This window comes from Actinoalloteichus hymeniacidonis, from assembly GCF_014203365.1.
Lineage (GTDB): Bacteria > Actinomycetota > Actinomycetes > Mycobacteriales > Pseudonocardiaceae > Actinoalloteichus_A > Actinoalloteichus_A hymeniacidonis.
Genome location: NZ_JACHIS010000001.1, coordinates 1,136,457 through 1,159,486 on the forward strand (window position 1 = coordinate 1,136,457; position 23,030 = coordinate 1,159,486).

Consider the following 23,030-nt stretch of genomic DNA (forward strand, 5'->3'; position numbering starts at 1 on the left):
GGAAGATCGACTGCTCAGCGTGATCCGCGTGACATCCCGCTCCCGGCGAGATACTCCTCCACCTTGCGGATGCGCACCGCGTGGCTGGGGTGGGAGGCGAAGAGCCGGGTCCGCAGGCTCGGCGGTGGGCGGTGCGCGGCCTGACTGTCGCGCATCCACTGGCCGAGGACCTCGATCAACGCGGGCCCGTAGCCGAGCTGTGCGGCCATCCGATCGGCGCGGATCTCGCCCATCCGGCTGGTGGCCGCCAAGAACACCGAGGCCACCGGGACCAACAGCAGCAGCGGACTGAGGTACACCACCAGCACGATCCCGCCGACCAGAGCCGCCAGGCTGAGCACGATGCCGAACACGTTGCCCGTCCGAGCGATCGCCCGCCCGATCGAACCGATCACGCCGATCGCCGCGATGACCAGCGCGAGGAAGATCCTGGTCGGAATCGAGTACCAGCCATGCAGGCGCAGCACCACCGAGTGCCCGCCGAGATGGTGGCCGAGTTCGTGGGCCAGTACCGCGGCCAGTGCACGCGGCGGTAGCCGCAACGCCCCCTTGGTGACGATGACGATCCGGCCGCCCGCCGCCCCGGCGTTCAACTCCTGGGTGTCCTGAACCCACAGTTGGAAGCGGCGGGGATCGACCACCACGTCGTCCAGCACCGTCTCCCACACCGGTTCGACGATGCGCCGCTCACCCTCGCTCGGCGGCCGGGAGTTCAGCGAGACCCGCGCCAACAGCCGTTCGCAGCCCGCGAGGAAGATCACCGCCCCGGACGCCAGCCAGCCGAGCGGGATCAGCCAGAGCAACGGCGCCCACAGCCGGTCGCCCAGCATCGTCGACACCATGACGACCAGTCCCAGGCTGCTCAGCGTCCACGGCAGGCTGAGCAGCAGCCCGAGCCAGGCGGTCATGTCGATGCGGTGCTTGGCGATGGGCGCCGCGCCGGTCGGCAACGGTGGCGGTGTCGGAGGGCCGCTCGCCCGCCGTGGGGCGGCCCGGCCGGGTCGCGGTGGCGGTTCGGGTCGGGTCGGCAGGCCTGCGGAGCCCTGCGGGGTGGGGAACTCGGGCAGGGTCGGTCGCGGCGTCGATGCGGTTCGCGTCGACTCGGTTCGGGGGATCGGCCTCGGGGCCGGGGGGAGCGGGGTCTCCTCGGCGGCGGACGGGAACCGGGGGCGCACCCGGAACGGCGGTGTCTCGAGTGCGGCGGTCGTCGAACCCGTCCGGTCGGGGGCGGTCGGGGCGGGGATCGTGTCCGCGGGGTTCTCGTCCGCGCGCACGTCGTCGTCGGGGGACCTGCCGATTGGGGTGTTCACCGAAGGCTCCTCGTGGCAGAAGAAGTTCCAGGACGTGATCAACGGTGACTCGGGGTGACTGACTCCGATGATTCCATCACGATGAGAAGTCGGGGAAGAACCTGGTGTGTTCGACACGGATTTCCCAGTAGGGTCGAAAACCGTGTCCGCCAGGACGAGCCGCAGTGCAGACGTCAGCCTGGACTTCACCCGGGTGCGTGCCGAATTCGGACTGCCGTCCGAGTTCCCACCCGGCGTGCTCGCGGAGGCGCAACAGGCGGTCGGACGCGATCTCGCCCCCGGTCCGAGGCGGGACGCCACCGCATTGCCCTTGGTCTCCATCGATCCCCCGGGAGCCAAGGACCTGGACCAGATCATGTATCTCCAACGGCGAGCGCGCGGCTACCGGGTGCACTACGCGATCGCCGACCTCGGCGCCTTCGTCGTTCCCGGCGGACTACTCGACCGCGAGGTCCGCAGCCGAGGCCAGACGCTCTATCTCCCGGACGGCATCGTTCCGATGCATCCGCCGGTCCTGTCCGAGGACGCGGCCAGTCTGCTGCCCGACCGCATCCGGCCCGCCGTGCTGTGGACGATGGATCTCGACGCCGACGGCGAACTCGAGAGCACCTCGGTGTGCCGGGCCGTGGTGCGTTCCACCGCCTGCCTGGACTTCGACATGGTCGCCGCCTCGCTGCGGGCGGGCAGCCCGCACCCCTCCATCGCGCTGCTCCCGGAGATCGGCCGGTTGCGCCGGGCCCTGGCGTTGCGACGCGGCGCGATCGAACTGGGACTACCCGACCAACAGGTGGTGCCCGACGGCGCAGGCGGGTGGCGGCCCGCGTTGCGGCGCCGCGTCGAGATCGACGACTGGAACGCCGAGATCTCCCTGCTCACCGGCATGGCCGCCGCCCAGATCATGTTGACCGCAGGCGTCGGGGTGCTGCGCACGCTGCCCGATCCCGACGAACAGGTCATCGCCCGCCTTCGCGACCACGCCGAGGCCCTCGGGGTCGAGTGGCCCGCAGGTGCGGGGCCGGCCCAACTGTTGGCAGGCCTGGACTCGACGCGGCCGGAGGCCATGGCCCTGTATCTGGATGCCACCCGCCTGTTGCGTGGTGCGGGATACACCGCCTTCGACTCCGGCGCACCATCGCACAGCGGCCACGCCGGAATCGGGGCGCCGTATGCGCACGTCACGGCGCCGCTGCGTCGGCTGGTCGATCGATTCGGCACCGAGATCTGTCTCGCGGTCACCGAGGGCAGCAGGCCTGCCGAGTGGGCGTTGGCGGCGCTGCCGAAGCTGCCGTCGCTGATGGGTTCCTCCGATCAGATCGCGGGCCGGGTGGAGCGGGCGTGTGTGAGTCAGAGCGAGGCCTGGGTGCTGGCCAGTCGGGTCGGCCACGAGTTCGAGGCGACGGTGCTGCGCATCGCAGGCACCACCGGTGAGATCTTCATCACAGATCCGCCGGTCGCGACCCGCTGCGAGGTCGGTGCGGTGCCGCCCGGCGGGCGACTGCGGGTCCGGTTGACCTCGGTCGACCCGGAGACCAGGAAGGTGCGTTTCGAGGCCGTGCCACCCGAACCCATCGCGGACGAGGCCATCGCCGATGCCGCCGCCTGGAACGCCGCGACCATCGCGGGCGGCGACCCGGTACCCGAGGCGTCGATCCTCGGTGCGCGCCTGACCAACCCGGCAGCGGGCTCGCCCAGGGCACCGGCCGCCGAGGCCGACCGATGATCCGGCGTGACGACCTCGGCGCTCCGGTGCCGTTGGTGGGCCCGCCGCGTCGAGTGGTGTCCTTGGTGCCGTCGCTGACCGAGACCATCGCCTCGGTCGCGCCCGGGCGGCTCGTCGGCGCCACCGACTACTGCGTGCACCCCGAAGAGCTGGCCGTGCGGCGGATCGGCGGTTCGAAGTACCCGATGGTGGACGAGGTGCTCGACCTGTCGCCGGACCTGGTGGTGGCCAACGGCGAGGAGAGCCGACCCCAGGACGTCGAGCGGCTACGGGAACACGGCATCCCGGTGTGGGTCACCGCCGCACCCGCCACCGTGCCCGAGGCCCTCGAATCGCTGCGCAGACTCCTCGACGAGGTCTTCGACACCCCGCCGCCCGCCTGGTGGCAGCACGCCTCGACACAGTGGCAGGACATCCCGCCGATCCGCGCCAGGGTCGTCGTCCCGGTCTGGCGCAAGCCCTGGATCGTCCTGGGCCCGGACACGTTCGCGGGCGATGTGCTGCGCAGGATGGGACTGGCGAATGCCTGCGTCGACCTCGTCGACGAGGCGACCTCCACCGACGAACGACGCTATCCGAGACCCAGCCTGGAGCGGCTGCGTGGCCTGTTCACCGACACCGCCGCAGACCTGCTGGTCCTGCCCGACGAGCCGTACGCGTTCCATGCCGCCGACGGCCCGGAGGCGTTCCCCGATGTTGCGTACGCCCTGATCTCCGGCAGGCATCTCACCTGGCACGGGCCCAGCCTCGCCACCGCCCGCAGCGTGCTCGCGGCGCCGATCGACGACGCCCTGGCCGCAGCCGGGCTCACCGACCCGGCCTAACCCACCCGGGTCGACCTCGAAGCACCAGCCGGCCTCGGCGGGTATCGCCGCCACATGGCTGCTGCCCAGTTCGGCGCGGAGACCTCGTCCGCAGGCGAGTTCGTCCGGCAGGCGAACCGCTTCACCGACCGCATCACCGCCGACGGCTCCGACGGTGTGCCCGTGGAACCGGGCCGCTACCGACTGGTGGTGTCCAAGGCCTGCCCCTGGGCGCACCGCTCGCTCATCGTGCGCGGACTGCTCGGACTCCAGGACGCGCTGTCCTTGGCCGTCGTCGACCCGATCCGGGACGAACGGGGCTGGCGGTTCAGCCTCGACCCGGCGGGCCGCGACCCGGTCCTGGGCATCGAGTTCCTGTCGCAGGCCTACCTCGCCCGCGACCCGGAGTTCACCGGCCGGGTCACGGTGCCCGCCGTGGTGGACACCACGACGGGGCAGGTCGTGACCAACGACTATCCGACGATCTCGCTGGATCTGTCGACCCAGTGGCGGGCTTACCACCGGTCGGGCGCCCCGGACCTGTATCCGGCGGCGCACCGCGCGGAGATCGACGCGGTCATGGAACCGATCTTCCGCAACATCAACAACGGCGTCTACCGGGCGGGCTTCGCCGTCTCACAGGAGGCCTACCAGCACGCCTTCGACGACCTCTTCGGCGAACTCGACCGGGTGGCCGACCGGCTCGCCACCCGGCGTTACCTGGTCGGCGACTCGATCACCGAGGCCGACATCCGGCTGTTCACCACCCTGGTCCGCTTCGACGCCGTCTACCACGGCCACTTCAAGTGCAACCGGCACAAACTCACCGAGCTGCCCGTGTTGTGGGCCTACGCCCGGGACCTCTTCCAGACGCCCGGTTTCGGCGACACGGTGGACTTCGACCACATCAAGCGGCACTACTACCGGACCCACCACGAGATCAACCCCAGCGGCATCGTGCCTGCGGGCCCCGACCTCGCCGGTTGGCACGCGCCGTCCGGCAGGCAGGTGCTCGGCGGTAGCCCCTTCGGCGCCGGGACAGCCCCCGAATCGAGCTGAGCCCGCTCGGACGGGAGTCCGACCGAGCGCGCTCTCGGCCGCCGTCGGGCGTCGACCGACCTCAGCGGAAGGAATGCTCCTCGGCGGGGAAACTGCCGCCGCGCACATCGGCGGCGAACGCGCCCGCCGCCTCGGACAGCACGCTCGCCAGGTCGGCATAACGCTTGACGAACCGGGGACTCCTGCCCTGGTTGAGCCCGGCCATGTCCTGCCACACCAGGACCTGCGCATCGCAGCCCGGACCCGCGCCGATCCCGACCGTGGGGATGCGCAGTTCCGAGGTCACCCGCTTCGCGGCCTCGGCGGGCACCATCTCCAGCACCACGGCGAACGCCCCGGCCTCCTGGAGGGCCAGCGCGTCGGCGATCAGCGCCTCGACTCCGTCGCCCCGGCCCTGCACGCGATAGCCGCCCAGCCCGTGCTCGCTCTGCGGCGTGAAGCCGATATGACCCATCACCGGAATGCCTGCGGCGGTCAACGCCTCGACCTGCGGGGCGAACCGACGGCCGCCCTCCAGCTTCACCGCGTGCGCGCGCCCTTCCTTCATCATCCGCGCCGCCGTGCCGAAGGCCTGTTCGGGGGATGCCTGGTAGCTGCCGAACGGCAGGTCCGCCACCACCAGCGCGCGGCTGACCGAGCGGGTCACCGCTCGCACCAACGGCAGCATCTCCTCGACGCTGACCGGCAGCGAGCTCTCGTAGCCGTACACGGTGTTGGCCGCCGAGTCGCCGACGAGCAGCACCGGGATACCGGCGTCGTCGAAGATCTTCGCGGTGTACGTGTCGTAAGCGGTGAGCATCGGCCAGGCCTCGCCGCGCTCCTTCATCTCCCGCAGGTGGTGCACCCGCACCCGGCGGCCGGGCTTGGGCTGCGCCGCTGGGGGCTGTCCCGCTCCGGTGCCGTAGGGCGCGGGCTGTTCGGACTGCGATGCGTCCTCACGAACAGTGGTCATCGTCGACCGTCCTCCCTCGAGGCCCGACAAGCGGGTCCCCGGGTCGTCGTGAATCGTCTCGCCTTCGAGCGTGTCACGAACGGGAAGGCCAGACCGGTGGTTGCGATCCGCCTCACAACCGTGCCCTCGCGGCCTTGTGCCAGGTCAACGCGGGTGCGTCCCCTCCCGCTGTGGGATGTTGCACAGCAGGGCGCCTGCGGATATTCGGCTGCGGCGCCCGTGGGCGACCGGGCACCATGTGCCCACCGACGAGCGAGGGAGCCCCGACACCGTGATCGACGACCGGATCGACCCGCCCAACGAGGGCACCGAACGCGAGGTTCTGCTCGGGTTCCTGCGTTATCACCGCGACACCCTGGTGATGAAGTGCGCCGAGTTGTCACCGGCACAGTTGGCCACCCGAGCCGTCGGGCCGTCCAAGCTGTCCTTACTGGGGTTGGTGCGACACCTCGCCGACGTGGAACGCCACTGGTTCCGACGGGTGCTGGCAGGCGAGGACGCGCCACCGTTGTTCTACAGCGACACCAGTCCCGACGGTGAGTTCGACGACATCGACCCCGAGACCATCACCCAGGCCGAGGTCGATCGGGCCTTCGCCGGTTGGCGTGCCGAGGTCGCCGCCGCCGATGCCGCCGTCGCCGCCGCCGAATCGCTGGATCTGCGCAGCGTGGGCGGCCGGGAGACCTACTCGCTGCGGTGGATCCTCGCCCATCTGATCGAGGAGTACTGCAGGCACAACGGCCACGCCGATCTGCTGCGGGAGAGGCTGGACGGTCGGACGGGGGAGTGACCGCGCGCCGCCGGGTCCGATACCCCGGCGGCGCGGCATCGACTCAGCCCTGCGGCTTGCGCTCCCGCCACCGGCTGGTGATCGGCAGCCGCCGGTCGCGCCCGAAGGCCCGCAGCGTGATCTTGGTGCCCGGCGGGTACTGCCGACGCTTGTACTCGGCGCCGTCGACCATCCGCACCACCCGCTCGACCAGCTCCGCGTCGAAGCCTGCCGCCACCAGATCCGCGTAGCCCTGGTCGCCTTCGACGTAGGCGTCGAGCACCGCGTCCAACATGGGGTAGTCGGGCAGGCTGTCCGAGTCCATCTGATCGGGACGCAACTCGGCCGACGGCGGCTTGGTGATCGAGTTGGGCGGGATCGGCAAGGTCTCGCCGCGCCGCTGCGCCTCCTCGTTGCGCCACTCGGCCAGCCGCCAGACGAAGGTCTTGGGCACGTCCTTGATCGGGGCGAAGCCGCCGACCGCATCGCCGTAGATGGTCGAGTAGCCCACCGCGAGCTCGGTCTTGTTGCCGGTGGCCAACACCAGGTGTCCGTACTGGTTGGACAACCCCATCAGGGTCACGGCTCGACAGCGGGCCTGCACGTTCTCCTCGGCCAGCCCGGTCAGCCCCAGCTGGTCGACGAACACCCGCACCATGTCGACGATCGGCTGGACCTGGTAGTGCAGCCCGGTGCGCACCGCGAGATCGGCGGCATCGGAGCGCGAGTGCTCCGAGGAGTACACCGAGGGCATCGACACGCCGTGCACCCGGTCGGCGCCCACCGCGTCCACGCACAGCGCGGCCACCACGGCCGAGTCGATGCCGCCGGAGAGCCCCAGCAGGACCGTCTTGAAGTTGTTCTTGGCCACATAGTCGCGCAGGCCGGTGACCAGCGCCGACCACACCTCGGCCTCCTCCGACAGCGGCGGCGGCACGGTGGGCGGTGCCAACGGCTGCTCGGGCACGGGAAGCGGATCCGCCGAGATCGTGGTGCGCACGATCTGCGCGGCATCCGGTCCCGTCGTCTCCTCGGCGCGCTGCGGCAGGTCGAGATCCAGCAGCAGCAGGTCCTCGACGAACTGCGGCGATCGGGCCAGCAGCTCGCCCTGTGCGTCGACCACCATCGAGTCGCCGTCGAAGACCAGTTCGTCCTGCGCGCCGACCAGATTCACATAGGCCAGCGGCGCCCCCAGCTCCCTGGCCCGTCTGGCGACCAGCGCGCCCCGCGTGTCGTCCTTGGCCCGCTCGTAGGGCGAGCCGTTCAGCACGATCGCCAGGTCGACTCCGGCTGCGGCCAACTCGGCCGTCGGTCCTTCCTCCCGCCAGATGTCCTCGCAGATCAGCACGCCGATGTCCACCCCGCCGAAGCGCACGATGGGCAGCCTGCTGCCGGGCACGAAGTAGCGGAACTCGTCGAAGACGCCGTAGTTGGGCAGATGATGCTTGGCGTACCGCTCGATCACCCGTCCGTCATGGATCAGGGCCGCGGCATTACGCGGCCCCTCGTCGTCGTGATCGAGGTAGCCGACCGCGATCAGCGCCGCACCACACCCCGACTCCGCCAGTCGACCGGCGAGCACATCGATCTCGTCCCGCGCCGCCGTCGCGAAAGACCGCCGCAACGCCAGATCCTCGATGGGATACCCGGTCAACACCATCTCCGGGAACACCACCAATTGAGCACCCGCCTGCACCGCCTGCCGCGCGCGGTCGACGATCACCTTCCCGTTCTCCACGAGATCGCCGACTGTCGCGTCGACCTGAGCCAAAGCCATCCGGAGTCGCCCCATAGCCGACATCTTCGTACCTCGGATCTCGGAGACGACAGCAGGTACGGCCGGTGTCACCGCGCACTGGCAGGATCTACCCGTGCGACATCTGAGTCGAACCCCCGTGTTCGCGATCTCTCTGCTGGCCATCTCCGGACTCGTTGCGGGCTGCACCACCTCGGTGGACGGCGCTCCGGAACCCGAAATCGCGGTGGAACAACGCGGACCGGCGGGCGTGGTGCCCGAGGGCCTGTCGGAGTTCTACGGCCAAGCGATCGAATGGGGTTCCTGCGAGGACTTCGCCCTGGCGCCCGAGGAATCGGCGCTACTCAATCAGGACGGCCTCGAATGCGGCCGTGCCGAGGCACCCCTGGACTACGCGGACCCCGAGGGCGACACGATCAGCCTGGGCCTGGTCCGGCGCCCTGCGGACAACGAGACGGACCGCATCGGATCGCTGCTGGTCAACCCCGGTGGTCCCGGCGGATCCGGTGTCGTCGCCGGTGCAGGCCTCGCCTCGGCCGTCGCGGGCACCGAGCTCGGCGAGCGCTTCGACCTGATCGGCTTCGACCCGCGCGGCGTCGGGACCAGCGAGCCCGCCGTCCGCTGCCTGACCGACGAGGAGGCCGACGAGGACCGCCTGATCACCAGCGTCGACACCTCGCCGGAAGGAGTGGCGGCCGCGGAGGAGCGCCTGGAGCTGTACGTGTCGCGATGCGTCGAGCGCTCCGGCACCGACCTGCTGGCCAAGGTCGGCACCGTCGACGCGGTCAAGGACATCGACCTGCTGCGCTCGGTGCTCGGCGACGAGAAGCTCTCCTTCCTCGGCTTCTCCTACGGAACCTCGCTCGGCAGCGCCTACGCCGATGCCTTCCCGGAGAACGTGCGGGCCCTGGTCCTGGACGGCGCCGTCGACCCCGACCAGGACGCCGTCGACGAACTGGTCGCCCAGGGCGCCGGATTCCAACAGGCGTTCGACGCCTTCGCCGCCTGGTGCGCCGGGATGGAGACCTGCGCGCTCGGCGGCGACCCCGCGCAGGCCGCGCAGGTGTTCCGAGGACTGGTCGAACCTCTGATCGACAATCCGCTGCCCACCCAGGACGGCAGGCAGCTGTCCTACGACGATGCCGAGACGGCCGTCGTCCAGGCCCTCTACACCCAGGACCTGTGGGACCCGCTGGAGATGGGCCTGACCGAACTCGCGCTCGGGCAGGGCGACATGCTGATCCTGGTCGCCGACCTCTACCACGGTCGGGACGGCGCCGGTAAGTACTCGAACATGACCGACGCGTTCAATGCGATCCGCTGTGTCGACGAGACCGAACGGATGGACGTCGAGACCGCGCAGGAGGCCGAGCGCCGCTACCGGGAGGCCGCCCCCTTCCTCGACGACGGTCGGGAACCGGGCGGAATCCGCGATGTCTGCTCGTTCTGGCCCGTGGAGGCCACCGCCGAGCCGCTGGAGTTCGACGTCGACACGCTGCCGGAAACCCTGGTGATCTCCACCACAGGTGACCCGGCCACGCCCTACCAGGCGGGCGTCGACCTCGCGGCCGCGCTCGACGCGAGCCTGCTGACCTTCGAGGGCACCCAGCACGGCGTCTTCCTGCAGGGCGTGTCCTGTGTGGACGAGATCGGCATCCGGTATCTGATCGACCTCGAGGTGCCTGCGGAGGACGCCACCTGCTGAGACCGTGGGGTTCGATGCCGATGAACGGCGAGGCGTAGCACGCCGTTCATCGGCGTTGCCTACGCTGCCGCTCATGGATCGCCAGCAGGAGTTCGTCCTTCGCACGCTCGAGGAGCGGGACATCCGATTCGTTCGGTTGTGGTTCACCGACGTGCTCGGCTTCCTCAAATCGGTGGCGGTGCCCCCGGCCGAACTGGAGGGCGCCTTCGCCGAGGGCATCGGTTTCGACGGTTCCGCGATCGAGGGTTTCGCGCGGGCCTACGAGTCGGACATGGTGGCCCGGCCGGACCCGGCCACCTTCCAGGTGCTGCCCTGGGAGACCCCGGACGGCGAGCACTACTCGGCCAGAATGTATTGCGACATCACGATGCCGGACGGCTCGCCCTGCTGGGCCGATCCACGTCACGTGCTGCGTCGCACCCTGTCCAAGGCGACCGAGGCGGGCTTCACCTGCTACGTCCACCCCGAGATCGAGTTCTACCTGCTGCGCAACCTGCCCGACGACGGCACCGAGCCCATCCCGGCCGACTCCGGCGGCTACTTCGATCAGGCCAGCCACAACACCGCCCCGCACTTTCGGCGGCGGGCCATCGAGACCCTGGAGGCGATGGGGATCTCGGTGGAGTTCAGCCACCACGAGGCCGCGCCGGGCCAGCAGGAGATCGACCTGCGTTATGCCGACGCGCTCACGATGGCCGACAACGTGATGACCTTCCGCTATGTGGTGAAGGAGGTCGCGATCCAGCAGGGCGTCAACGCCTCGTTCATGCCCAAGCCCTTCACCGGGCAGGCAGGCTCGGGCATGCACACCCACGTCAGCCTGTTCGAGGGCGATCGCAACGCCTTCTACGACGGCGAGGACCCGCACGAGCTGTCCGACATCGGTAAGGCGTTCGTCGCGGGTCTGCTCCGACATGCCAGAGAGATCTCCGCCGTGACCAACCAGTGGGTGAACTCCTACAAGCGGCTGATCACCGGCGGCGAGGCCCCCAGCGCGGTGTGCTGGGGCCGCTCCAACCGTTCCGCCCTGGTGCGGGTGCCGATGTACTCGCCGGGCAAGGCGTCGTCCCGCCGGGTGGAGATCCGCAGTCTCGACTCCGCCTGCAACCCGTACCTGGCCTACGCCCTGATCATCGCCGCAGGTCTCAAGGGCATCGCCGAGGGCTACGAGCTACCGCCCGCCGCCGAGGACGACGTCTGGTCGCTCAGCGACCGGGAACGGCGCGCGGCCGGGTACGCGAGCCTGCCGCACAACCTGATCGAGGCCCTCGAGGTGATGGAGTCCTCCGAACTGGTCGCCGAGACGCTCGGCGAGCACGTCTTCGACTTCTTCCTGCGCAACAAGCGCGCCGAGTGGGATGCCTACCGCAGCCACGTCACGCCGTACGAGTTGCGCACCATGATGCCGATGCTGTGAACCCGTTTCCGCCCCACCGGCCGGACGGATTCCTCCGCCAGGGCAACCGGTGTAAGCGGGCTGTCCACCGCGTCCACCTCGGACTTCATGCCCGATCGCCGCCCACCACCGACGGTGGGCGGTGATCACTCGCGGCCCGCGAGCCGTCGGCCGGATGGGATCGAGGCGGCAGGCCGAACCACGGAGGCGATAGGTTCGCCTCCGTGACGGATGTGCCAGTAGACGGCGAGCGCATCGCCTACCTCGCCGCTGGAGACCAGCCTGCCGTTTCAGACGCCGCCGCCGAGACCGAAGCCGGTCCTCCCGAGGACGAGCTGGAGGCGCAGTGGCCTGAGGAGAACGTGGAGCTCGACGGCGAACCGTCGACCACCTCGGAGATCATCGGTGATACCGCCGAGGTACCGGTGGCCTGGGCGATCTCGGTCTGCTCGATCGCGCTCGCGGGCGAGACGCCGGCCGCGAGAGTGCTGCGTCGATCGCTGACCAATCAGCATCCGGACACCCGGTTCATCCTCCTGAGCCTGGATCCGGCGGTGTCCGACGAGGACGCGGCGGACCCGGCGGGCGAGGTACTTCGACCCGCCGACATCGGGATCTCCGACGGCGAGTTGAACCGGCTCGCGACGGCCTGCACCGCCGAGGAGCTGCGGGCCGTGCTGCGCCCTCGGCTGCTGGCCCACCTGTTGCGCGCCGGTTACCCGGTCCTCTACCTGGATCCCTGGGTCTACGTGGTGGGTCCGTTGCTGGACCGGGTCGTTCCGGCGGTGCACGAACGCCCGCTGGTGCTGGCCCCCCGGGTGCTCGAACCACTGCCCAGGGACGGTCTTCGGCCCGCCGCCGAGGAACTGGCCTCGGACGGCACCTTCGACACCGGTCTGGTCGCGGTGGCGCCGGGAGCCGAGGACTTCCTGCACTCCTGGGCGCAGCAGGCCCGATTGGCACCGTACGGCGCGGGATTCCTGGACGGGGCCCCCGCGCTCGTCGATCACCGGGTGCTCCGCGACGCGGGCGTCGGACTGTCCAGTTGGAACGCCGCGCAGCGTGCGCTGTGGCGTGCCGAGGACGGGCTGTTGATGATCGCCGAGGGCATCCCGCTGCGCACCGTGCACTTCGACGGTTTCGACCCGCAACGCCCCTGGCTGTTCTCCACCAGGGTCAGCGACCGGCCTCGCGTGCTGCTCTCGGAGCACCCCGAGCTGGCGGGCCTCTGCGCCGCCTATCTGAAGGAACTCGGCAAATCGACCGCCGCCGCACCGGCTCCGGGCTCACCCGCGAGCAGCGGGTCCCGACTGGACGTCCTGCCCGACGGCGTGGTGCTGCCGCTGGAATTGCGCCGCGACTTCCACGGCGGCTGGATGGCCTCGGAACGGGCCGACGTCGACCCGCCGCCCGCCGCGTTCGCCGTATTCGGCGATGACCAGATCACCCAGGCCAGGAGTTTCCTGACCTGGGCGGGCGAACCGGGGGACCCGGCCCAGCAACGCGCGGGCGGCAATCGATGGGTCGCGGCCGTGTGGCGGGGCGATTCCGCGCTGCATCAGGAGTTCCCCGATCCCTTCGGCGCCGATGCCGAGGGCTTCCGCGCCTGGTGCGCGGGCCCCGGTTTGTCCTCCGGCCGGGTGCATCCCGAGGTGGTGCCCTCGGTGCCGGAGTTCGCCGGGGTGGAACTGCTGGATCAGCTCGGCGTCTCGGTTCTGGGCGATCACCCGGTGGCCGACCTGTTGCGGTCGGCCGTGGAGGCCTCCGGGCTGCCCTCGGCCGCGGAACCGATCTACCCGGTGGTGCTGGACTGCACCGGACACACCCTGTCGATGCCCGATCGCCAGTTGGTCCAGGTGTGTGTGGACGGTGCGGCCGTCTCGACGTCGGCGGCGGAACTGTGGGTGCTGTCCGAGACCACCCGATCCCGGATGCCGCACGCGGGCAGGCCGGTGCGGGTACTGCCGCTGCCGGTCCCCGAGGTCGGCCAGATCGACCTGCCCGCCCGCAAGGCGGCCAGGGCGCGGTTGGGCCTGGACGACGGCATGGTGTTCGCCGCGCTGGTCGACCACGCCGACGAGCGGCGGGACAACGCGCTCGGTCTGGTCGGCACCTTCCTCGCGGCCTTCCCCGACCGTCCCGAGGTCCGACTGGTCCTGCGGGTCTCCGGTGCCAGGGAGCATCAGGAGGGCGCGGAGCGCCTGCGGTTGGCGACGGCCGCCGACCGTCGAGTGGTGCTGCTGGATGCGTCGAAGGTCGACCGCGACGGGCTGATCGACGCGGCCGACTGCATCGTGTCGCTGCACCGGGAGGCCGAATCGGTGACCGGGGGCGACGACGTCGCCCTCTGGCTGCTGCGGGCCGTCGCGCGCGGTGTGCCCGTGTTGGCCAGCGATCACGGTTCGGCGGCCGACCTGCTCGGTGACGACCTCGCGGCGTTGGTGCCGTGTTTCGAGGGGCGCAGCGAACCCGACATGCGCTCGGCCGCCGAGATACTGCGTCGGTTCGCCGACGCGCCCGAATCGGTCGCAGACCTGGGCTCCGCCGCCAGGGAACATGCCTTGGCGGCCCGGAACGCGAACTGGGCGGCCCAACAGGTACGCGGGCTGGTCGAGGTCGCCTACCGGGGTTGGCGGCAGGCTCGCGCCCAGCTGCGGCCCGCCGAGGACGATCCGCTCAAGCCGTTGGTCGCGGCCCGGCACGCCCTGCATCGGGCGCCGGAGGTCGGTTCCCAGGGCGGTCGGATGCCGCTGGCCCCGGCGCTGCAACGGGCGATGCTCAAGGCGTTGAGCCATTACGACGGACATCTCCGCGAGGTGATGCGCTCGCTGATCGACGGCGTCGAGCGCACCGCCGCCGAACTGCTGCGCAGGCAGGAGGAGTCGGCCGGTGGGATCGAGCCGATGGAGTTGGACGCGCTGCGGGCGGAGATCGCGAGGATCGATCGACAGCGCGGGCAGCTCGCCGAGCACCTCGTCGGCACCGATGACGCGGTGGTCCGCGCCCGATCCGACCTCGGCGGCCAGCAACGTCGCCTGCGTGCCGTCGAGGAGGCCGCGACCGCGGAATCGGCCACCCGGGTCCGCCAAGTCGATCTGGTGGCGGAACGACTGGACCGGCTGACGGCGGCGTTGGACAAGACGCTGGACCGGATCGACTCATTGGAATCGCGGGTCGCCGACGCGCTGCGGGAGCGGGACGGGGCCCTGGCCTCGCGGCTGCACGACGTCGAGCGGACGGCTCGGACCGCGGACGCGCTGCGGCGGGTCGTGGTCCGCGAACACGAGCGGCAGGTCGGCGTGCCGGACGGCCCGCCAAGTTCGCTGGTCCTCTCGGATGCCGGTCTGATCCGGCTGCCCGCCGAGGACGGCGTGATGCTGCCCTGGCTGTCGACGCACGGGGTCTGGGAGCCGGAGTTCTCCACCCTGATCGATTCGCTGCTGGAACCGGACGGGGTGTTCCTCGATATCGGGGCCCATGTCGGGTACCAGACCGTTCGGGTGCTGAGCAGGCTCGGTTCGCGCGGCGCGGTGGTGGCCGTCGAGCCCTGTGAGAAGACGGCGGCCCTGTTGCGTCGCAATGTGGCGGTCAACGTGAGTCCCGCCGCCGCCGGGCGTCTCACCGTGGTCGCGGCGGCGGCCTGGGACGAGCCGGGCAGTGTCCCGGCCGAACCCGCCGCCGGTGGCGGATTGCGGATCAATCCACAACCGAACGTGGATCTGTTCTCCGATGCGAACACCGCGGAGGTCCAACAGCCGCCCGGAGGCGGCCCGGAGGCCCCTGCCGAGCAGTCGACGGTCGAGGCGGTGCGACTGGATCGACACCTCGATGGGTTGACCGAGTTGCAGGGGTTGCGAATCTCGGTGGTGCGCGTCGACACCCCTGGCTGCACACAGCGGGCGCTCGGCGGGCTGATCCGATTGCTGCGCCGGGACCGGCCGCACATCGTCTGCACGTTCTCGCCCGCGATGACCCGGCGCGCGGGTACCGAACCCTCCGCCGTGCTCAACGAGTTCCAGTCTTGGGGTTACGAGATCGCCCTGGCGGATACCGGCGAGGTGGTCTCGGTAGCGGATGTCGTGCGGACGGCGCCGGACGGAGGTGCCCGGCTGTGGCTCCGCCCCAGCGTCGAGCGGGAGGCCTAGCACAGCCACGGCCCCGATGACCAGCTGATTTGACTCCGTGCGGCGCGGTCCGTACTTTTCCCCGTGCCGCACGGAGCGCGGATCTTCAATCGGGTCGAACATGAGCCTGGTGGGGGTCGGTGTCAAGGCGGTTTTGCTCGGTGGTAACGTTCTCCGAGCAACACCGAGTTCCACCGGGTCGAGCAATTTGACGTTGCGAAACGAACCGGGTACGATCTTGCGGCATCCCAAACTTGTTTCGCGTGGTCCGTTCGATATCTCGGCGGTCCATTCGATCTTCGCTGCATTCAGGTGCCTACGCTGGACTCACGCAGAGTCGCAGTACGGTGGCCTGATTGTCTGCGTACTTGGTTGGGCGTTGAAAAAAACATACCGTCGACAATCGTCGAATGAATGTCGAAAACGCTCGATTCGTTTCGAATGAGCCGATTTGACACGGTGATCAACGACGGTCTACGGTTTTGACAAATGCATAGCCGAGTTTGTTTCGGCGCTCCTGGTTCAAGTAATTCGCCTAGCGCGAAGAACGCGGACCCCGGATACGCCGCCAAATTCGACTTTGATAACCTAATACCGCAGTCGTCACCGGCTGGAGAAATCCAGATCGAGTCGATTTGACAATGTGATCGGCGGCGGGATACGGTTTTGAAATATAAATACGGTTCGGTCGTGGCCAGTGCCTTTCGGGTGTCGGTTTCGGGTGGGATCGGGTTGTGACTGCGAGGTTGCCCCCCGATTTGACAGCGAAAATCGGAACTTGCTAAGGTATCACCACAGCGAGCCGAGAGAAACACCGAAAACCCCGGATTTGGGGTTACGGAGTGGCTCTGATAAGCTTCACCAGTACGACGAAGCCCACTCCGGTGGGTGGAACACAATAAATATGAATCAACACGAGGCGTTCACCGCTGAAACCACGACAGTGTGGTGTGGGTGGTGGTGCGCGTGTTCTTTGAGAACTCAACAGTGTGTCGAGATAATAGCCAGCAGAGCTTGTTTGGTTGTTTCAAAATCCTCCGTTGTAGAGGATTCCTTTGAGAAGATATAGATCAGTCATGGTCTGATTCTCATCATTCATTGATGGAGAGTTTGATCCTGGCTCAGGACGAACGCTGGCGGCGTGCTTAACACATGCAAGTCGAGCGGTAAGGCCCTTCGGGGTACACGAGCGGCGAACGGGTGAGTAACACGTGGGTAACCTGCCCTGCACTTTGGGATAACCTCGGGAAACCGGGGCTAATACCGGATATGACATGCCATCGCATGGTGGTGTGTGGAAAGTTCCGGCGGTGTGGGATGGGCCCGCGGCCTATCAGCTTGTTGGTGGGGTGATGGCCTACCAAGGCGACGACGGGTAGCCGGCCTGAGAGGGCGACCGGCCACACTGGGACTGAGACACGGCCCAGACTCCTACGGGAGGCAGCAGTGGGGAATATTGCGCAATGGGCGAAAGCCTGACGCAGCGACGCCGCGTGAGGGATGACGGCCTTCGGGTTGTAAACCTCTTTCAGCGCCGAAGAAGCGAAAGTGACGGTAGGCGCAGAAGAAGCACCGGCTAACTACGTGCCAGCAGCCGCGGTAATACGTAGGGTGCGAGCGTTGTCCGGAATTATTGGGCGTAAAGAGCTCGTAGGCGGTTTGTCGCGTCGGCTGTGAAAACCTGGGGCTTAACCCTGGGCGTGCAGTCGATACGGGCAGACTTGAGTTCGGCAGGGGAGACTGGAATTCCTGGTGTAGCGGTGAAATGCGCAGATATCAGGAGGAACACCGGTGGCGAAGGCGGGTCTCTGGGCCGATACTGACGCTGAGGAGCGAAAGCGTGGGGAGCGAACAGGATTAGATACCCTGGTAGTCCACGCCGTAAACGGTGGGCGCTAGGTGTGGGGGATTTCCACGTCCTCCGTGCCGTAGCTAACGCATTAAGCGCCCCGCCTGGGGAGTACGGCCGCAAGGCTAAAACTCAAAGGAATTGACGGGGGCCCGCACAAGCGGCGGAGCATGTGGATTAATTCGATGCAACGCGAAGAACCTTACCTGGGTTTGACATGCACCGGACAGCCTCGGAGACGGGGTTTCCGCAAGGTCGGTGTACAGGTGGTGCATGGCTGTCGTCAGCTCGTGTCGTGAGATGTTGGGTTAAGTCCCGCAACGAGCGCAACCCTTATTCCATGTTGCCAGCACGTAATGGTGGGGACTCATGGGAGACTGCCGGGGTCAACTCGGAGGAAGGTGGGGACGACGTCAAGTCATCATGCCCCTTATGTCCAGGGCTTCACACATGCTACAATGGCCGGTACAAAGGGCTGCTAAACCGTGAGGTGGAGCGAATCCCATAAAGCCGGTCTCAGTTCGGATCGGGGTCTGCAACTCGACCCCGTGAAGTCGGAGTCGCTAGTAATCGCAGATCAGCAACGCTGCGGTGAATACGTTCCCGGGCCTTGTACACACCGCCCGTCACGTCACGAAAGTCGGTAACACCCGAAGCCCATGGCCCAACCCGCAAGGGGGGGAGTGGTCGAAGGTGGGACTGGCGATTGGGACGAAGTCGTAACAAGGTAGCCGTACCGGAAGGTGCGGCTGGATCACCTCCTTTCTAAGGAGCACTTCTCACTCACAGCTTTGGTTGTGGTGGGGTTGTCGTCTGGTCTGCCCGAGTGTGGTGGACGGCGGCTGCTCAGTGGATGTGGACTGCTGGTTACCCCCGATGGGGTGTGGTTGTCGGTGGTGTGAGTACTGCTTGCTTCGGTGGGCGTGGAAAGCATTCTGGTGGTCATGTCTGGTTGGGGTCGACACACTGTTGGGTCCTGAGAGAACACGGGGCCCCCTTGAAGGGGGTTGGGTGTCTCTTGGTTGTGAACAGATGGGTCTGTCCGTGGTGTCTATACCGCTTCCGTTGGTGGGGGTGGGTGGGTACTGGGTGCGGGTGGGTTCGTTGTTCTTTGAGAACTACACAGTGGACGCGAGCATCTTTGTGGTCAAGTTATTAAGGGCATACGGTGGATGTCTAGGCATCAGGAGCCGATGAAGGACGTAGGAGACTGCGATAATCCTCGGGGAGCTGTCAACCGAGCTATGAGCCGAGGGTGTCCGAATGGGGAAACCCGGCACCCGTCATGGGGTGTCACCCGCATCTGAATATATAGGGTGTGTGGAGGGAACGCGGGGAAGTGAAACATCTCAGTACCCGTAGGAAGAGAAAACAACCGTGATTCCGTGAGTAGTGGCGAGCGAAAGCGGAAGAGGCTAAACCGTGCACGTGTGATACCTGGCAGGGGTTGCGTGTGCGGGGTCGTGGGACCGATCGGCCGGCGCTGCTGAGCTGGCAAGGAGTGAGAAAACGTTGTGGTTAGCGGAAGGTGTCTGGAAAGCACCGGCGTAGAGGGTGATACTCCCGTACGCGAAAACCTGGCGTCTCCTGGTCGTGTTCCCAAGTAGCAGCGAGCTCGTGAAATTTGCTGTGAATCTGGCGGGACCACCCGCTAAGCCTAAATACTTCCTGATGACCGATAGCGGACTAGTACCGTGAGGGAAAGATGAAAAGTACCCCGGGAGGGGAGTGAAATAGTACCTGAACCCGTATGCCTACAAGCCGTCAGAGCCTTTCGGGGTGATGGCGTGCCTTTTGAAGAATGAGCCTGCGAGTTAGTGATATGTGGCGAGGTTAACCCGGGTGGGGTAGCCGTAGCGAAAGCGAGTCCTAATAGGGCGGTTGAGTCGCGTGTCCTAGACCCGAAGCGGAGTGATCTACCCATGGCCAGGGTGAAGCGCGGGTAAGACCGTGTGGAGGCCCGAACCCACCAGGGTTGAAAACCTGGGGGATGAGCTGTGGGTAGGGGTGAAAGGCCAGTCAAACTCCGTGATAGCTGGTTCTCCCCGAAATGCATTTAGGTGCAGCGTCACGTGTTTCTCATCTGAGGTAGAGCACTGGATGGCTAATGGGCCCTACAAGGTTACTGACGTCAGCCAAACTCCGAATGCGGGTGAGTGAGAGCGTGGCAGTGAGACTGCGGGGGATAAGCTTCGTAGTCGAGAGGGAAACAGCCCAGAACACCAGCTAAGGCCCCTAAGTGTGCGCTAAGTGGGAAAGGATGTGGGGTCGCCCAGACAACCAGGAGGTTGGCTTAGAAGCAGCCATCCTTTAAAGAGTGCGTAATAGCTCACTGGTCAAGTGGTCCTGCGCCGATAATGTAGCGGGGCTCAAGCGCACCGCCGAAGCTGTGTCATTCACACGTGTGCTCGGCCTGGTTTTCGGATCAGGTCTAGGTGTGTGGATGGGTAGGGGAGCGTCGTGCATCGGGTGAAGCGGCCGTGGAAACGAGTCGTGGATGGTGTGCGAGTGAGAATGCAGGCATGAGTAGCGAAAGCAGAGTGAGAAACTCTGCCGCCGTATGACCAAGGGTTCCTGGGCCAGGTTATTCCGCCCAGGGTAAGTCGGGACCTAAGGCGAGGCCGACAGGCGTAGTCGATGGACAACGGGTTGATATTCCCGTACCCGTGTGGATGCGCCCATGGCGAGGCTGGTGATACTAACCGCCCGGATTATTGTTGCCCTTTCGGGGGTGGTGGTGGTCTGCGCGGGATCTGAGCTGGTAGTAGTCAAGTGATGGGGTGACGCAGGAGGGTAGCTCCGCCAGTGAGTGGTAGTACTGGTGTAAGCGTGTAGCCTGCTCTGATAGGTAAATCCGTTGGAGCGTGATGGGTGAGACGTGATGCGTAGCCGATTGAGGCGAAGTAGAGTGAGCCCATGCTGCCGAGAAAAGCCTCTAGCGAGTATCCAGGCGGCCCGTACCCCAAACCGACACAGGTGGTCAGGTAGAGTATACCGAGGCGATCGGGTGAACTGTGGTTAAGGAACTCGGCAAAATGCCCCCGTAACTTCGGGAGAAGGGGGGCCGTGTGGCGTGAAGCCTTTTTCGGGCTAGCGTTGTGTGGCCGCAGAGACCAGGGAGAAGCGACTGTTTATTAAAAACACAGGTCCGTGCGAAGTCGTAAGACGATGTATACGGACTGACGCCTGCCCGGTGCTGGAACGTTAAGGGGACCGCTTAGCTCCTTTGGGGGCGAAGGTGAGAACTTAAGCGCCAGTAAACGGCGGTGGTAACTATAACCATCCTAAGGTAGCGAAATTCCTTGTCGGGTAAGTTCCGACCTGCACGAATGGCGTAACGACTTCTCCGCTGTCTCAACCACAGGCCCGGCGAAATTGCACTACGAGTAAAGATGCTCGTTACGCGCGGCAGGACGGAAAGACCCCGGGACCTTTACTATAGCTTGGTATTGGTGTTCGGTTCGGCTTGTGTAGGATAGGTGGGAGACTGTGAAGCGATCACGCCAGTGGTTGTGGAGTCATCGTTGAAATACCACTCTGGTCGTACTGGATGTCTAACCTCGGACCCTGATCGGGTTCAGGGACAGTGCCTGGTGGGTAGTTTAACTGGGGCGGTTGCCTCCCAAAGGGTAACGGAGGCGCCCAAAGGTTCCCTCAGCCTGGTTGGCAATCAGGTGTTGAGTGTAAGTGCACAAGGGAGCTTGACTGTGAGACTGACGGGTCGAGCAGGGACGAAAGTCGGGACTAGTGATCCGGCACTGGCTGGTGGAAGCGGTGTCGCTCAACGGATAAAAGGTACCCCGGGGATAACAGGCTGATCTTGCCCAAGAGTCCATATCGACGGCATGGTTTGGCACCTCGATGTCGGCTCGTCGCATCCTGGGGCTGGAGTAGGTCCCAAGGGTTGGGCTGTTCGCCCATTAAAGCGGCACGCGAGCTGGGTTTAGAACGTCGTGAGACAGTTCGGTCCCTATCCGCCGCGCGCGTAGGATACTTGCGGAAGGCTGTCCCTAGTACGAGAGGACCGGGATGGACGAACCTCTGGTGTGCCAGTTGTACCGCCAGGTGCATGGCTGGTTGGCTACGTTCGGGAGGGATAACCGCTGAAAGCATCTAAGCGGGAAGCCTGTTCCTAGATGAGGTGTCCCACCCTTTGTGGGTTAAGGCCCCCAGTAGACCACTGGGTTGATAGGCTCGAGATGGAAGCTCGGTAACGGGTGGAGTTGACGGGTACTAATAGGCCGAGGACTTGCTCACGAAGGTGCTACGCGTCCACTGTGTGGTTCTGAAGGAACAACCCTGACCGGGGTTGTGTCTCTTCGGGGTCTGGAGCATTCAGGTTTTTCCTGTGTGTTTCGGGTTCGGGGGAGGGACAGCGGGTGGTTGGGTTGTTTGTTCGCAGGTGTGTCGGTGGTCATAGCGGTGGGGAAACGCCCGGTCCCATTCCGAACCCGGAAGCTAAGCCCTCCAGCGCCGATGGTACTGCACCCGTGGGGGTGTGGGAGAGTAGGACGCCGCCGACCTTTAACTGAAAATATGGTGGTGTGGGTGTGGTTGGTTGAGCATGTGTGTGCTCCCGCCGCATCTGCACCACCATTTTTTTTGTGTGTCGAGTTAGGTTTTTGTGACGGTGTGTCCACCGGGTAGCTGATACTGGATCAGCACCGGGGTGGGTACACCGTTTTTTTGTTTGCCCAGAACCGAACCTGGACGAGCGGCTTCGATCGAATTCTCGTTCGGTCGACGATCTCGTCCAGCTCTGCCAAGCGACCCTCGACGGGGATGCGGCGGTTGGCCTAGCGGCCACGCTCTAGCATCAGGGGGTGGCGAAGGCACGGATACTCATCCTCCAACCCGCGCAGAGCGATCCCCCTGGCCCGTTGGCCGACTGGTTGATCGCGGCGGGGGTCGACATCCAGCTGGTGCTGGCCGACCGCGAGCCGATCCCGGCTCTCGACGACTTCCATGCGTTGGTCGTGCTCGGTGGGCCGATGGGCGCGGAGGATCTCGGCGCCCATCCGTGGTTGGTCGAGGTGCGGGCGCGGCTGACCGAGTCGATTCGGCGCAGGATCCCGGTGCTGAGCATCTGTCTCGGTGCCCAACTGCTGGCCTCGGTGTCCGGCGGCATGGTGGAACCGGGCGAGGACGGTCCCGAGGTGGGGGCCAGGCTGGTGGCCAAGCGGGACGCGGCCGAGCAGGACGCCCTGCTGGAGGACCTCCCGCTGACGCCGTTGGTCATGCAGGCCCACCGCGACGTGATCACCGAGCTGCCCCCCGGCGCGCAGCGGTTGGCCGCCTCGCCGAAGTACGAGAATCAGGCATTCCGGGTCGGCGATCTCGCCTACGGCTTCCAGTTCCACATCGAGGCGACGGCAGAGGTCGTCCGGGGCTGGTTGGCGAACTCGCCGGATTTGGCCGAGGCCTTCCCCGCCGTGCAGATCGCTCCCGGCAAGATCGAGGACGCGGTCGAGGAGATCACCGAGACCTGGCGGCCGATCGTGGAGCGGTTCGCGACCATGGCGGGCCAGCAGGCCGGTCTGGTGCCCGGTAGTCCGGGGCGGCGCAGATTGCCGCTGCTCTGATTCGA

General features: G+C 66.7%; 11 protein-coding genes and 3 rRNA genes. 11 read left to right on the forward strand and 3 right to left on the reverse strand.

From position 1 onward, the window contains the following. Positions 1 to 14 precede the first annotated feature (14 nt). Positions 15 to 1,310 carry a M48 family metalloprotease gene (locus BKA25_RS28280; protein ID WP_157421235.1) on the reverse strand — a complete coding sequence of 432 codons (1,296 nt, stop codon included), beginning with the start codon at positions 1,308 to 1,310 and terminating at the stop codon, positions 15 to 17. A 142-nt stretch (positions 1,311 to 1,452) separates the two neighbouring features. Between BKA25_RS28280 and BKA25_RS05220 the strand changes: the two genes are divergently transcribed. Genes BKA25_RS05220 through BKA25_RS05230 form a run of 3 tightly spaced genes read left to right on the forward strand, consistent with a single transcriptional unit; the run spans position 1,453 to position 4,892 of the window. Continuing rightward, a complete protein-coding gene (locus tag BKA25_RS05220) occupies positions 1,453 to 3,030 on the forward strand; it encodes an RNB domain-containing ribonuclease (protein ID WP_069851692.1) in 1,578 nt (525 codons plus the stop codon). Then, a complete protein-coding gene (locus BKA25_RS05225; protein WP_069851690.1) occupies positions 3,027 to 3,854 on the forward strand; it encodes a helical backbone metal receptor in 828 nt (275 codons plus the stop codon). Before BKA25_RS05220 ends, BKA25_RS05225 begins: the two co-directional genes overlap by 4 nt. A 54-nt stretch (positions 3,855 to 3,908) precedes the next feature. Then, the gene (locus BKA25_RS05230; RefSeq protein ID WP_069851688.1) at positions 3,909 to 4,892 is read left to right on the forward strand and encodes a glutathione S-transferase family protein; all 984 of its coding nucleotides are present in this window, start codon (positions 3,909 to 3,911) and stop codon (positions 4,890 to 4,892) included. 61 nt (positions 4,893 to 4,953) lie between these two features. On the opposite strand, the gene panB is transcribed toward BKA25_RS05230, so the two are convergent. Further along, positions 4,954 to 5,844 (reverse strand): 3-methyl-2-oxobutanoate hydroxymethyltransferase, encoded by an 891-nt coding sequence (panB, locus tag BKA25_RS05235; protein WP_069851685.1) that lies wholly within the window; start codon positions 5,842 to 5,844, stop codon positions 4,954 to 4,956. A gap of 175 nt (positions 5,845 to 6,019) precedes the next feature. Between panB and BKA25_RS05240 the strand changes: the two genes are divergently transcribed. After that, entirely contained in the window at positions 6,020 to 6,634 is a 615-nt protein-coding gene (locus BKA25_RS05240) for a DinB family protein (protein ID WP_084643337.1), read from the forward strand. A 43-nt stretch (positions 6,635 to 6,677) separates the two neighbouring features. Here BKA25_RS05240 and BKA25_RS05245 read toward each other — a convergent pair whose 3' ends face one another. Beyond that, the gene (locus BKA25_RS05245) at positions 6,678 to 8,405 is read right to left on the reverse strand and encodes an NAD+ synthase (RefSeq protein WP_069851684.1); all 1,728 of its coding nucleotides are present in this window, start codon (positions 8,403 to 8,405) and stop codon (positions 6,678 to 6,680) included. A gap of 79 nt (positions 8,406 to 8,484) precedes the next feature. Between BKA25_RS05245 and BKA25_RS05250 the strand changes: the two genes are divergently transcribed. The 7 genes from BKA25_RS05250 (at position 8,485) to BKA25_RS05280 (ending at position 23,025) form a co-directional block, all read left to right on the forward strand. Beyond that, positions 8,485 to 10,074, forward strand: coding sequence for an alpha/beta fold hydrolase (locus BKA25_RS05250; RefSeq protein ID WP_236750368.1), 1,590 nt, complete (start codon positions 8,485 to 8,487; stop codon positions 10,072 to 10,074). A 73-nt stretch (positions 10,075 to 10,147) separates the two neighbouring features. After that, entirely contained in the window at positions 10,148 to 11,491 is a 1,344-nt protein-coding gene (locus BKA25_RS05255) for a glutamine synthetase family protein (protein WP_069851683.1), read from the forward strand. Between the two features lie 203 nt (positions 11,492 to 11,694). Next, positions 11,695 to 15,615, forward strand: coding sequence for an FkbM family methyltransferase (locus BKA25_RS28285; protein ID WP_157421234.1), 3,921 nt, complete (start codon positions 11,695 to 11,697; stop codon positions 15,613 to 15,615). A gap of 1,077 nt (positions 15,616 to 16,692) precedes the next feature. Beyond that, positions 16,693 to 18,208 (forward strand): 16S ribosomal RNA (locus tag BKA25_RS05265). A 380-nt stretch (positions 18,209 to 18,588) separates the two neighbouring features. Beyond that, a 23S ribosomal RNA gene (locus BKA25_RS05270) occupies positions 18,589 to 21,700 on the forward strand. Between the two features lie 149 nt (positions 21,701 to 21,849). Then, positions 21,850 to 21,966: ribosomal RNA gene (gene rrf / locus BKA25_RS05275) — 5S ribosomal RNA — on the forward strand. The 16S, 23S and 5S rRNA genes sit together here, the layout of an rRNA operon. 300 nt (positions 21,967 to 22,266) lie before the next feature. Continuing rightward, a complete protein-coding gene (locus BKA25_RS05280) occupies positions 22,267 to 23,025 on the forward strand; it encodes a type 1 glutamine amidotransferase (protein ID WP_069851682.1) in 759 nt (252 codons plus the stop codon). Positions 23,026 to 23,030: the final 5 nt, after the last annotated feature.

What these genes read in the sequence shown, in the direction of transcription:
- BKA25_RS05225 (WP_069851690.1), top strand. Translation starts at nt 3,027, where the DNA reads ATGATCCGGCGTGACGACCTCGGCGCTCCGGTGCCGTTGGTGGGCCCG.
- BKA25_RS05255 (WP_069851683.1), top strand. Translation starts at nt 10,148, where the DNA reads ATGGATCGCCAGCAGGAGTTCGTCCTTCGCACGCTCGAGGAGCGGGAC.
- BKA25_RS05245 (WP_069851684.1), bottom strand. Translation starts at nt 8,405, where the DNA reads ATGGGGCGACTCCGGATGGCTTTGGCTCAGGTCGACGCGACAGTCGGC.
- BKA25_RS05240 (WP_084643337.1), top strand. Translation starts at nt 6,020, where the DNA reads ATGTTGCACAGCAGGGCGCCTGCGGATATTCGGCTGCGGCGCCCGTGG.
- BKA25_RS05230 (WP_069851688.1), top strand. Translation starts at nt 3,909, where the DNA reads ATGGCTGCTGCCCAGTTCGGCGCGGAGACCTCGTCCGCAGGCGAGTTC.
- panB (WP_069851685.1), bottom strand. Translation starts at nt 5,844, where the DNA reads ATGACCACTGTTCGTGAGGACGCATCGCAGTCCGAACAGCCCGCGCCC.